Source organism: Rhodococcus sp. PAE-6, assembly GCF_025290685.1.
Taxonomy (GTDB): Bacteria; Actinomycetota; Actinomycetes; order Mycobacteriales; family Mycobacteriaceae; genus Rhodococcus; species Rhodococcus pyridinivorans.
Map to the genome: position 1 here is coordinate 1 of NZ_JAOCLZ010000039.1, position 12,506 is coordinate 12,506.

Sequence of the window (12,506 nt, forward strand, 5' to 3'; positions counted from 1 at the left end):
ACACGTATTCGATCACGAAGTAGGAGGCACTGACATCGAAACGGGAATCGCTACTGACATCCCACTGGGAAGTCTCAACACCGCCTTCCAGACCGGCGCCCAACTCGTCCTCACCCACGACGCCATCGAGTTCTCCGGCGGCACCGGCGCAGCCATGCTCGCCCTCGGCGCGATCCCGTTCGCCGCCGCCGCGATCCTCGTCAGTGCCAACGGGATCCCACGCTTCATCGACACCCGAGCACGCAATCAGCCCGCATGATTCCCAGGGGCTGCCGCACAGCTCGATGCAGATGCTGCCCTCGCCATCACCGGCATGGCGCCCCGTCACAACTGCTCACGTACTGACACACTCCCGCGATAGGTGACCCCAATGCGGGGCTCGCCACTCCTCAGCCACTACCTACCATCAGGGGGATCGACACAAAGCGCACCTGACTTGCATGACGGTCTCGATCAGAATGGCGACCGCCGATGACGGCTACCGGTATCTGCTGAACTCTGTGGTCGTTGGCGATGGCGATCGTGACGCAGCCACAACGTTGACGCACTACTATCTCGAAGCTGGAATGTCGTTGGGGAGCAAACATAGCTGCGCCTGAACCGGACCTGTTCGAAGGAACTCTATCGAATGCGATCGCTTGGCAACGGGTATCCGCTACAGATCGGCCAGTAGGCTTGTCGTGGCTGATGATCTCGTACTCCTGCGCAGACGCAACGACCGCGGCGTGTTCGGCCCAGAGCGGGAGTTGGTTTTCTTCGACAAACCGATCCTCCCCGAGCGCTTGGCCCGAATCCGGACCGCGCAGCTCTGGGCTCCGCACGATGACCGGATCGAGCGCCTGCCGAAGGTCCTCGGCGAGATGGAGAACCTCACCTCGCTCACTGTCAGCGGTGGCAGTACGGAACCCTCGCTGGTGGGAGAGATCCGCGCCGGCGATCTTCCCGAATCGCTGGAGGAGCTGCGCCTTCTCGACGAGCACGGCGGCGTGCTCACCTGGCCGGAGGTGGTGCTGCCCCGTCTGACGACGCTCTTCGTCAGCGATGTCTTCCGCTTCGATGGCTCGGCGTTTCCCCGGCTTCGGAGCGCCTCGCTGAAGCCGGACCGGACGCAGGCGAATCTTCGGGAGGCGCTGCGGCTGCCACTCGAGGAGCTGAACGTGCTGAACGTCTCGCTGGACGAGAGGATCTTCGAGATCGTCTCTGCTCGTCCGCTGCGACGACTCGGCCTGCTCGCGGGAACGAAGCTCGCCTCGCTCGACGGCATCCAGGCGCTGCTTGCTCTCGAATCGCTGCGGTTGAAGAACCTCCGCGCGCTAGCCGATATCTCCGCGCTACGGGAACTGCCCGAGCTGACCCGGCTCGACATCCAGTACTGCCGCAGGATCCACGGCATCGACGTGTTGGCCGAACTGCCCTCGCTCGAACGTCTCACGCTGGTCGGGTGCGGCGATCTCGGCCTCGCGGGCGTGCGAGAGGTCATCGACCGTATTCCCCGGACCACGATCGGCGCGACGAGCTGACCTCCCACAGGAACGAACCCCCCAAAATTACCCGTGTTGATCACGGTGTTGCTTGTGCTCGTCGGGAAGTCTTGATGAGTGACGCGTCGCGGGATCCCCGACGAGGTGCGGGTGTTCCTCGAACCGATTCACAAGATCGAGCAGTGACACGGTACCGCAACGCGAACTGACGCGTTCGCCCGCAACCGCCTCGCCGCGATCACCGTCGCCGCTCCCGTGATCTGGCCACGCACCCTCTCACGCTGACGCTCCTCAGAGCAGGTCGTTCTCCGCCTCTTCGACGAGTCCGCGCCACCATGAGTCCCGCCCGGTCGCGGTGCGATCGATAGCGTGTAGCGGTCGACCGTGCTGTCAGCTTGGTGGAGCGCCGGGGTGGGCAAACGGTCGAGGTACCACGTAGACGAGTGCGTGCACGCATTGCGAGCAGTGCACGCATCGCGTGCTTCGTTGCAGTACTGAGGATTTCGGAGCTATGGCGATCAGGTCTACGGTTGCCGATGGAGCGACAGGATCAGACTGATCACGAGGAACACCAGCGTTCCCGTCGCGGCGGTCGTCTTGACCGTCTCCGCGACGCGGTATCCGTGTTTGCATGCCGCAAGGTGAACAGAGTGAATGCCGGCGCACAGTCTGGAATAGTCGCCGAATGACACGATCGCCGTCGATGCGGTCAGCGTCGTGAACGACACCGCGGCCAGAGCGAGGCCGACTCGTGTTGCCAACTGCCGGCCTCGGGCGAAGACACTCGGTGTCGTGCCGGAGCTACCGAGTCGGCTCATCGGCGTCGAAGTGGAAGGTGCGGGGAAACCCCCGGTCCTCCGATGGAGGCCACGGTAGGGCCGGAGTCGGGCGCTGCTGGCCGGATCGGTCCGCCGCTCTGCTCGCAGTGAGTGTGCCATGTCCGAATTATCCATTCTCCGGACGGTTCGTTACCTTCGCTTGGTGTTCGGGCGGGACGAAACCTGCCGAAGCGTGCACCCGTCCTGGCCGGAGATCCGAACTGCCGCGATCGTGCCGTCGTCGTTATCGTCTGTGTGGCTCGAGTGGTCTCTCGCCTGATCGAGTCCGACACCGGAATACGCCCCGATCTTTGGGGAAAGTGGGGCATGTCTGTGTTTGTTCGACGACAGTGCGGTGTCGGGAGGGTTCGGTCGTGTGGTCGTGCGTGTCGGTGGGGTGAAGTGCCGGAAAGCGGGAGGTGAGGTTGCCGATCTGTCGGTGGAGCTCGTTCAGGTTCTCGATGAGCGCGCGTTTGAGCTGTCCTTGATCGGGATCGACGACGACCGCATGAGCGCTCACGTGTTCGAGTGTTTCGATTCTGGTCGTGATGTCGTCGATTTCGCGGTTCAGCAGATCCAGCAGGATCCGGCCTTGTGCTTCGTCGGGAGTGCGGGTGAATGTGTCGACGTGCTGTCCCATCGGGTGTGCGTCTTTCTGCCTGTTCGGTTGGTCGCGTCGCTGGTGTCGTCGGGGAGGGGCCGCCGGTCTGTGGTCGGCGGCCCCTCGGTGGCGCTGGCGAGGATATTCTGCGGTGGCTCTCGCCATACCTCCCGCTGCTGCTGTGCCTGCCCCGCGGTGAGCTTGACGCCGTGTCCGATTATCGCAAAACGGACAGATGCCGCAAGCGCCAGCCGGCCTCGGGCCCGGGCGTGGTGCCTTCGCGGAGCGGGTCACACCCCGACAACCACGGCGGCGGACAGTACGCGCTAGTGTCGTGATCGTGCTGTGATTCTGCCCCCGGCGTCACGGCACAGAAATCGCCTCCACGGTCTGCGCACGGTCATGTGGAGGCGATTTTCGTAGGTGCATCGGGCCGATCTGTTCGATCCCCCAGCGACCGAACAGGCCGGCACGATCCAGGATGCCACGAGCGTGTCGAAAATGGGGGTGTGGTCCCACCGCTCGAGGAGTCGTAAAGCGGTGGGACCTCCGGCCACAGTGCAGGGGGATGAATTGTGACCGGATGTGCAGCGGCCCCGAGGTGGAAGGAACCGCCACGGACCTCACGGTACTGCAGAACCGGATGACGCGAAACCCGAAAACTTGTGTGGTGGTTGGTTTCACGTGCGGTCTCGCCGGGGTTCATCTTTGTCGTCCGGTGGCGGGGGACTTTCGCGGTCGTCGCGGGTGCGGATGACACGCCCGGCGATGAGGGCCACGATTACGGACAGTGAGAGCGATGCGATGGCCAGCCACAACAACCAGCGCATGTCCTGATCACCGACCGAGCGGGCCGCGGTGTTATCGATCAGGCGTGGACATCGCCCGCGAAATCACCCATATCCGTGCAGCGCATCGTCGAGGGTCGCCCGGGCGCTGTTGCTATCTTGTGATGGCGGGCCGAGGACCCCCGCAAGACTCTCGGTCCGCCCACAATGTTCCACCTCGGTCGAGGTGGGACATCGTCGTGGCCGGCAGGCTCGAGGCGGCATTCTCGTGTCCCGTCCGGTGGTCAAGGCGGGAAAGCCGCTCGATCCTGTTCAGCGGCTGCAGGTCTCGGTACGTTCGATCGCGGTGGGGTCACCGGACCATCGGCTACGGGGCGTGGTGGAGCGTCGCCGGTCGCGGTGGCCGGGAGCAGAAGAACTCTGTTTCGCCCTCCCCCGACGAAGGGCGAAACAGAGTGTTTCCTCCCGATGGCATGCTCCGAGCGCTGCGCTGTTCGTGATCGATGTTCTCGCGGTCTCACGCCTGCCCAGCCCCCGATGTCGGCAGGGTAACGAATCCGCCGGTCTCCGGGTGGCGGAATCGCCGAGGTGATTCACCCCTTTTTTCACCCTTAGGTAAACGAAGTTTTACCTATACTGTGTCCTGGTGGCGCTCTCCCCCGAGGCGTCACTCTCCCTGATCGCCCCCGCCACCCCTCGGCGGGGGCGATCGTGTGTCTCGGCGCGGCCCCGGACGCGGTGTGATGGCGGGGCGAAGGCCGGCCGTACCGGGCAGTTCCACGGTCGGCGGCAGAACCGTATCGGCTTCGATGTCGCCGGGCGGGTCGGCGCGCGTCTTCTGCTCGGGAGTGGATTCGCGTGTGGCGCGGTGGTGGTCGCGTCGATGTCGGCCGGTGGTCGATGGGTTCAGGATGAGGGTGGCGATCAGCAATGCGGTGGCCCAATAGGCGCCGAGCATGGCCAGAGCCAGCATGATCATCGAGAGAATCCCCATGATTGAGTGTTACTCATGGACACATCAACATGGAAGGGTTCGGGCTGGACGGCGCCGATCCTTCACGTGCTGTTCACACCGATCCAGCCGGCGATCGGGACTGCTGCACGATTCGGTGACGTTGATGATGGAAGGGCCTTCGTCATCGATGCGCGTGACTCTGCAGGTGACTGGCGGCCACAGGGTCTGTCCTTGAACTGATCCGTCCGCGTGCCGGCGGCGAAGGCGCTGTCCGACGCATGTCGGCCAGAGGCGAGCATGACTTCATACGCGCCTGGTCAGCCCCGTCAACGTCCTCTCTGCCTGTCCTCCGGCCGACGTGCCTCCTTGGTCACGGAAGGCACGGTTCCATCATGACAACACCGCTCGTCGAGGTCATCAATTCCGCACCCGACAGGGAGATCGTTGCCGGCGTCGACACGCACTCCGACACTCACCCCCTCGCAGTTCTCGGAATCACCGGCACCCGGCTCGGTGACCTGCAGGTCCCCGCGACCTCCGCCGGCTACGAACAACTCCTCGGCTACATCCGATCGCGGGGCAGTGTTCGACTCGTCGGCATCGAAGGCACCAGTTCCTACGGGGCCGGCCTATCCCGGTACTTGAGGACACACAACGTCGAGATTCGCGAAATCATCAGGCCCAGAAGGTCACAACGACGGCGTGGGAAATCCGATCCGATCGACGCCTATGCCGCTGCACAGCAGACACTGGCCGAACCGGACACCCTTCCTCAGGCCAAGACCGGCGATGGGCTCGTCGAGCAGATCCGTGTGCTGCTCGCCGTGCGCCGCAGCGCCGTCAAGGCGCGTGTGGCGGTGATCCGTCAGATCACATCCCTGCTGGTCACCGCGCCCGATCCGGTTCGGGCGCGGTGGGCGGGAGCGAACGAGCGTCGGATGGTCGAAGAGTTGGCCGCGACCAGACCCGGCGTTCCCACCGCCTCGGTCGGGGCCGCAACCGGATACGCGTTACGGCGTCGTGAACCGTCTCGGGTTTGATGCCGCCTCCTTTCTTGAGGAGGATGCACATCATGTCCAAGCGTTACCCCGCCGAGCAGCGTGAACGAGCGGTGAAGATGGTCCTCGACCACCTCGACGAATATTCTTCGCCGTTCGCGGCGTGCAAAGCCATCGCCCCGAAGCTCGGCGTCGGTGTCGAGTCGCTGCGCACCTGGACCCGCCAGGCTCTGATCGATGCCGACAAGACACCCGGCGTGACCACTGCCGAGCAGCAACGAATCAAAGAGCTCGAACGCGAAGTCCGAGACCTCCGTGAGGCCAACGAGATCCTGAAGTCGGCCTCGATTTTCTTCGCGAGGGAGCTCGACCCTCGCCGCCGCTGATCTGCCAGTTCATCGACCAGATGCGTGCACAAGGACACCGGGTCGAGTCGATCTGCGCCGTGCTCACCGAGCGTGGCGTCAAGGTCGCCCCACGCACGTATCGGAACTGGAAAACCGCTCCTCCGTCCCCTCGGACCGTCGCCGATGCACATCTGACGAACGCTCTGCGTGAGACCGTCGGCACCGCCGAATGTCTCTACGGTCGCCGAAAGATGACCGTGCACCTGCGCAGACACGGCCACGACGTCGCGGCATGCACCGTCGACCGGTTGATGCGCGACGAAGGACTGTCCGGAGCGGTCCGGGGCCGTCGGCACCGCACCACCGTGCCCGGCGGCTCGGACAGCCGCCGCGCCCCTGACCTGGTCGATCGTGATTTCACCGCCGAGGTCCTGAATCGGAAGTGGGTCACCGACTTCACCTATTGCCGCACCTGGGCGGGGTTCGTCTATGTCGCGTTCGTGATCGACTGCTTCTCGCGGGCGATCGTCGGCTGGCATGCCGCCACCGTCAAGGACACCGCGATGGTCACCACCGCCTTGAAGATGGCACTGTGGCGACGTGACCACACGGGCCACCCGGTCGGCTCAGGGTTGATCCACCATAGCGATGCCGGCAGTCAGTACACTTCCATCTCTTTCGCGGAAACCCTTGTGCTGGAGGGTATTGCCGCGTCGATTGGCAGCGTCGGAGACGCATACGACAACGCTCTGGCCGAGAGCACGATCGGGTTGTTCAAGACCGAAGTGATCGCCAAGGGAAACCCGTTCCATCCGGGTCCCTACAAGTCCGTCGAGGACGTCGAGTACGCCACGATGGAGTGGGTCGACTGGTTCAATCGCAGTCGCCTGCACAGCCGTCTCGGATACGTCCCGCCGGATGAATTCGAGGCGGCGTACTACGCTCACCTGTCGACTCCACAACCGGAGCCGTCACCGATATAGGAGCGGCAAGAAACCCGAGACGGTTCATCTGGCGCGCCGCCACTGGCGAGGTTCGCTCGCGCACACAACCTGGATCGGTCGATCGGCCGGACCGGGATGTGTTGGGACGATGCTCAAGCCGAATCATTCTGGGCGACTTTGAAAGTGGAGTTCTACAACCGATACTGGTGGCCGACGAGACAGCGCGCTAAGGTTGCTGCCGGTGACTGGATCGAACGGGTCTACAACCACCGTCGGCGTCACTGCGCGATCGGGATGATCAGCCTGGTCGAGTTCGAGGAGCAGTTCACTCAGGCGGCAGAAGCCGCTTGACTCTGTGTCCACTGAACGGGGTCAACTCCAGATGCGTGTCTGGTAGCAAGTGTTGCCCTCCCATGCATGCGACGCTGATCTGTCGATAAAAACCCCAGTTGACGCTATCGAGAGCGGTTACCGCCGTTCGGCACCCAACAAAGGGCATCAGTCTCACGCGTGACAATTAGGGCACCCTTAGTTACATTGCGGGGGTGGGTGAACCGGTATCGTTGGGCGAGATCCAGGAGACGTTGTTGATTCCGCTGTACGGGCGGGCGCAGGATGCACAACGGTCAAACAGTGTTCTCCACGACACGAAAGCGTGTGAGTTCGTCGCAGCCATCGACTACGACTTTGCGAAGTTTCGTGGCCCGTCGCTGGCCGGTGCGGTGCTGCGAGCGTCCATCTTCGATGAGTACGTTCGACGATTCCTCTCCGACCATCCGGGCGGCACCGTCATCGATCTGGGCTGTGGTCTCAGTACCCGTTTCGACAGACTGGACAACGGTAAAGTCCAGTGGTTCGACCTTGATGTTCCCGACACCATGGCGCTGCGACGCAAATTCTGCAGCGACTCGAACCGGTACACGATGCTCGACGGGTCACTATTTGACGACACGTGGTGGGCCCCGGTCATCAATGCCGGCGGACCGGTGTTTGTGCTCAGTGAAGCAGTGCTGCTCTACTTCACCGCCGATGAGGTCACCGCGCAGCTACGCACACTCTCCGCAGCATTTCCTGCCACACGCCTGGCCTTCGACACTGGCGGCACAGCGATGATGAATACTCAAGATCGCAATCCTGTATTCAAAGCCGTTCCTGCGCGGATGAAGTGGACATGTGACGACCCCCGGACACTCGAGCAATGCGGCATGCACCTACTCGAATCACGCACGTTCGCAACCCCGCAACATTCAATCCGTCACACGTGGCCAGCCCGATACCGCGTTGGGTTGCGCGCCCTGGGTTGGGCGCCTCCAGTAAAAACCTACAAACTCAATCTTTTCATGACCCATGGAGCGACCCAGGGTGATGCGGCCGCAATCTAACAGCATGTCTCTTATGGACTAGATCGTTTGTGCGGCATAATGCACTGCCGTGGTCGATGCGTTGTCTTCCCGGCTGGTACCGGATGCGTTGTGGGAGATCGTCGAACCGTTGCTGCCCGGCTTCCGGGCGCGGCCGCAGGGCGGCGGCCGGGCGGCGATCGATGATCGGGCGGTGTTCACCGCGATCGTCTACGTGCTCACCAGCGGCTGTGCCTGGCGGCACCTGCCACCGTCGTTCGGGGTCAGCGTCCCGACCGCACACCGCCGCTTCACCACCTGGGTTCGGGCCGGGGTGTTCGACGAACTCCACCGCAGGGTCCTCGATCGGCTCGGCGCCGGTGGGGACCTGGACTGGTCCGCCGCGATCCTGGACGCAGCGCACGTGCGGGCGAAAAGGGGGATCTCTGACCGGTCCCAGCCCGGTCGATCGAGGCAAGAACGGCTCGAAGATCCACATCCTCTCCGACGCCGACGGCATTCCCCTCGTCACGGCGGTGACCTCGGCGAACACCCACGACAGTGTGATGCTGCAGCCGATGGTCGCTTGCTCAACCCGGATCGCACAGTACGCCTCATCCCATCCCATCAGTATCCGACGTGATCGATTGCGCGCCTCTCCAGGAGTTCTGATGCAGGCAGTTGTTCGGTTGGGACTGTGCAGGGCGCTGCCGCTTTGAGTCCATCGAAGCGGCAGCGTCGAACCCACCTGCGACCAGGCCCGTGCAGGATTCGGCGAGACTGTATGGCGAGCACTGTGCGAGCATGTCGCGCTCGCCGATGCTCCAGCAGGAACCGCAGATCCCGGATGCTGTGTCGTTCCCGACCGTTGATCAACCACAGACAGCGAGTAGTGCCGCAGCTACGACGATCGCATCGGTACCGCGGATCTTCTGCCGGATCAGATCGACCGGGACTTGCCCGAAGCCGGTTTCGAGGATCAGACCGTCGTAGGTCAGGGGCGCTCGTGTCCGGATCCGGTACATCGCGGTCACCGCGCCGATGAGCACCAGTGCCATCGGTGTCGGGTTCATCGCCACCAGCGACGCGGTCAGCACCGTCGTCACCACCGCCGCTACGACGGGGATCACCGTCAACGGCAACCGCAACCCTCGATCGTCGGCTCCGAGCATCACCGCGAGTGCGGGATCGGCGCACAACTCCCGCAATCCGGCACTGAAGATCATGCACACCCCGACCACGAGCGCCAGCTGCGTCCATGCCGCAGCAAGCGGCGACAGCACTGCCGACAGCGCCCACCCGGTACACACGGCACCGGCCGCGACGAAAAGCGAGTGCGGACGGCGCACATGACGTAGTGCGTCGATACGGATCAAGGCGCGGGTGCGGGAGGTGGGCATCCGACGCGAGGGGCGGCGAGCCACGCGTCGCCAGGCTCGTTGTTCCAGGGCGCCGGTGACGATCGACAGGTCCAGCATCGTCAGCGACACCGACGTCGCGGCAGTGGTCTCGGAACCGATCGCCATGCGGGCCACCGTGATCCGACCGCACCACCACAGGGCCATCCCGGACAGGACTACCGCCACGATCGAGACGACGAGGACGAGAGTCCACGAGGTGATCAGCGCGACCGTGCCGCCTGCGGTAGCGACGATCGCTGCCACGGCTGCACCCGAGAGACAGACGGTGGTAACGACACTCAGGGTCCAGGGGGGAAGGATCTCGCACTGGACGAGCACTCCGAGCGCAACACTGCCGACGCCGAGAGCGCCGCCGAGCAGTGTGAACGGCAGCCAGTGCGCGAGTTCACCGACGAATGCGCACAGCCGGCCCCCGGCCAGGCCGAGCGCACCTCCGATGCCGAGGGTCGCACCGATTCGCGGCCGGAGCACCCCGCGCCGGTCGACCGGGGTGGGCAGCAACCACCATGCGGTCTCGCTGCGAACGTTCACCGGTCCCAGCGCTGCTGCTCCCGTCACCAGGGCGGCGGTGAGCACCCCGGTCACGGCCCATCCCCAGGTCGGGTTCCACCGCTGGTGTGTGTCGATCAGAGGCGAGGTGGTGAGCACGGTCGCCGGTCGCGTCGTCAACCACCACAGCACACCGCCGCACACATACGCCCCGAGGGCGGTCAGCGCGAAGGTTCCTTCGCGGAGCCTCGGCGGAGTGTGGGCACGTTCGAAACTGCGACGGAGGGCACGCAGCGTCGACGCGGAGGGAATCGGGCGGGACGTATCGGTCAGCGCCATGAGTCACCGTCGACGATCTCGTCGGCCACTGCAGTGACCAGGGTGTGGTCGTGGGAGACCAGCAGCACCGCAGTGCCAGCGTGTTTCTCGGCGCGGATGGCTTCGGCGAGCCAGGCACGGCCACCGGCGTCGAGGTGCTGCTCGGGTTCGTCGAGTACCACTATCGTGCGAGGGCGCACCAGCGCCGAACCCAACGCCAGGCGATGACGCTGGCCACTGGACATCGTCACGGGAAGTTGATCGGCGATCTCGGCAAGGCCCACCTGATCGAGGATGCGTGTGGCCGAGGTGTAGGGGTCGACGGCGCCGTGGGCGACACCGACGAGCTGCAGATGTTCGTGGGCGGTCAGGTGCGCGAACAGGGCGGGTTCGCCGACCACTGCGGCAACGGTAGCCCGGAAGGTCGCCGAGGATTCGTCGACCGGGCGTCCGTGCACGGTGATGCTGCCGTGATCGAGCCGGTCGGCGCCGATCACGCAGCGCAGCAGAGTGGATTTACCGGCGCCGTTGGCGCCGACGATCGCGCAACACCGGCCGGCAGCGACGTCGAAGCTCACGTCGGAAAAGACGCACAGGTCGCCGAAGTGGCGGCTGGCCCGGCGGACCGAGATGGCCGGATGAGTGTGGGCCGAGTGGGCGGGCATGGGGGTGGACACAGGGTTATCTCCCGTTGATCCTCGTGCGGAAAAGCAGAACCGAGGACGCGGAGACCGATCGTTCAGGCAAGCACAGTCGATACGGCCCCCGCCCGGAGGCCGGGCGCCCGGGGTCGCGGACGGCCGGAAGTATCCGGGTGAGAGTGACGCCGAAGCTCACCGCGGCGGCGTTGTTCTTCCTCGGTCGGTCCACGTGTGGTTCGGCCGAATCCGAACAGCGCATCGTCCGCACGGCCCGTCCACAGCACAGCCGCCACTACGGCGACGATGACCACAAGCCCTGCCAGCCACACCGGTGTGGGACCGGCCGATCCGAGATCGACGGAGAAGACAACGGCAACAGCCCACGACAGCAGAAAGCACACCAGGGTCATACCGCTGCGCGGACCGAAGAACATACCGGCAAGTCTATATACGGCGCACCCGCGGGTAGACGAGCACAGTCGACATGCTCTACATCCGCAGCGCCGCGATCGCGGTCTCGAGTTCGTCGTCGCTCATCGCGTCGGCTGCTTCGCCGATGGCCTGCCATGCCGTGTCCACGCGCCTACGGTAATCGCCGGCCTTGTGATGAAGAATAGGTGCTTTTCCGGCCGGTGGTTCATCCAAGCTGTCGGCACCGGTGGGGAGGATGCCGGGCTCCTACGGTCGAAGAGGTTTCTCCGCAATCACCGCCGGGTCAACAGGGGCCGACCGAAGCGAGTGCCGCTCCGCTTCGCCGCAGCGATGCCGGCGTTGACGCGCTCGGTGATCAGCTCGCGCTCGTACTCGGCCAGGGTCGCGGGCATGCCCAGCATCAACCGGCCGGAAGTGGTCTCCGGATCGATGCCGTCCCCGGTAGGTCAATACGAAGAGGCGACCGTCGAAGGAGACGGTGTCGTCCCCGCCGTCAGTGCAGACACGGCGCAGGGTCAATTCGGCTGGGCCGTTGTGCTCGCAGCGAACTATCTCGTCACCAGCGGTGATCCAACAGCCGTCGTGGTCGGCGTGGACCTTTCGCGTCCACATTGTGGCTGGAGGTTCGATCGTCAGCGGTAAGAGGAACTCGGTAACGTGTGGCGGCGCAGGTGCGTTGTCGACGTGGAGCAGAGCCGGGTTGGGCTTGTCCATCGCCCCTCGCCGGTTGACCTGTGGCATCAACCTATGTGCTCGAGCATGACGTGGTCACCGATCAGGAGACGGTGAGACGGGCCGTAGATGGGTCGTCGTGTTAATTCACCCGCCGCGAAGTGAACGCGGACCCTCGCCATTTACTGACCGTTTCAGAATGAGTTCGGCGTGGTAGATGGCGTTCCGGGACGGTTTCGGGCACCGTGTCGAGAGTGTCTG

Annotated in this window: 12 protein-coding genes and 1 pseudogene; 7 read left to right on the forward strand and 6 right to left on the reverse strand. The window is 64.4% G+C overall.

Translation table 11 applies throughout. From position 1 onward, the window contains the following. Together NVV99_RS25615 and NVV99_RS25620 are read left to right on the forward strand one after the other, a co-directional pair. Nucleotides 1-259: hypothetical protein (locus NVV99_RS25615; RefSeq protein ID WP_260783223.1), on the forward strand; the 259-nt coding region annotated here is incomplete at its 5' end. A gap of 379 nt (nt 260-638) precedes the next feature. Next, nucleotides 639-1,520 (forward strand): hypothetical protein, encoded by an 882-nt coding sequence (locus tag NVV99_RS25620; protein WP_260783224.1) that lies wholly within the window; start codon nt 639-641, stop codon nt 1,518-1,520. Between the two features lie 485 nt (nt 1,521-2,005). Here NVV99_RS25620 and NVV99_RS25625 read toward each other — a convergent pair whose 3' ends face one another. After that, complete coding sequence (locus NVV99_RS25625) at nt 2,006-2,209, reverse strand: hypothetical protein (protein WP_260783225.1); 204 nt, start codon at nt 2,207-2,209, stop codon at nt 2,006-2,008. Between the two features lie 2,146 nt (nt 2,210-4,355). Beyond that, nucleotides 4,356-4,682, reverse strand: coding sequence for a hypothetical protein (locus tag NVV99_RS25630; protein WP_260783226.1), 327 nt, complete (start codon nt 4,680-4,682; stop codon nt 4,356-4,358). A 353-nt stretch (nt 4,683-5,035) separates the two neighbouring features. On the opposite strand from NVV99_RS25630, the gene NVV99_RS25635 reads away from it, so the two are divergent. The 5 genes and pseudogenes from NVV99_RS25635 to NVV99_RS25655 form a co-directional block, all read left to right on the forward strand. Further along, nucleotides 5,036-5,683 (forward strand): IS110 family transposase, encoded by a 648-nt coding sequence (locus tag NVV99_RS25635; protein ID WP_260783227.1) that lies wholly within the window; start codon nt 5,036-5,038, stop codon nt 5,681-5,683. 32 nt (nt 5,684-5,715) lie between these two features. Then, a protein-coding gene (locus NVV99_RS25640) for an IS3 family transposase (protein WP_260783228.1) occupies nt 5,716-6,971 on the forward strand; the annotation gives its coding sequence in 2 pieces (ribosomal slippage) (nt 5,716-5,989 and nt 5,989-6,971; 1,257 coding nt in all). A gap of 81 nt (nt 6,972-7,052) precedes the next feature. After that, entirely contained in the window at nt 7,053-7,283 is a 231-nt protein-coding gene (locus tag NVV99_RS25645) for an integrase core domain-containing protein (protein ID WP_260783233.1), read from the forward strand. 194 nt (nt 7,284-7,477) lie between these two features. Next, complete coding sequence (locus NVV99_RS25650) at nt 7,478-8,314, forward strand: class I SAM-dependent methyltransferase (RefSeq protein WP_260783229.1); 837 nt, start codon at nt 7,478-7,480, stop codon at nt 8,312-8,314. Nucleotides 8,315-8,363: 49 nt separating this feature from the next. Further along, nucleotides 8,364-8,859: pseudogene (locus NVV99_RS25655) on the forward strand (IS5 family transposase); the annotation flags it as partial. Nucleotides 8,860-9,144: 285 nt separating this feature from the next. Here the strand turns inward: NVV99_RS25655 and NVV99_RS25660 are convergent. The 4 genes from NVV99_RS25660 to NVV99_RS25675 form a co-directional block, all read right to left on the reverse strand. Then, the gene (locus NVV99_RS25660) at nt 9,145-10,521 is read right to left on the reverse strand and encodes a DUF6297 family protein (protein ID WP_260783230.1); all 1,377 of its coding nucleotides are present in this window, start codon (nt 10,519-10,521) and stop codon (nt 9,145-9,147) included. Continuing rightward, a complete protein-coding gene (locus tag NVV99_RS25665) occupies nt 10,512-11,177 on the reverse strand; it encodes an ABC transporter ATP-binding protein (protein WP_260783231.1) in 666 nt (221 codons plus the stop codon). The genes NVV99_RS25660 and NVV99_RS25665 overlap by 10 nt, the downstream gene beginning before the upstream one ends. A 62-nt stretch (nt 11,178-11,239) precedes the next feature. Continuing rightward, the gene (locus NVV99_RS25670; protein ID WP_313906270.1) at nt 11,240-11,575 is read right to left on the reverse strand and encodes a DUF6412 domain-containing protein; all 336 of its coding nucleotides are present in this window, start codon (nt 11,573-11,575) and stop codon (nt 11,240-11,242) included. Between the two features lie 270 nt (nt 11,576-11,845). Continuing rightward, a complete protein-coding gene (locus NVV99_RS25675) occupies nt 11,846-11,965 on the reverse strand; it encodes a recombinase family protein (protein ID WP_260783232.1) in 120 nt (39 codons plus the stop codon). Nucleotides 11,966-12,506 lie beyond the last annotated feature (541 nt).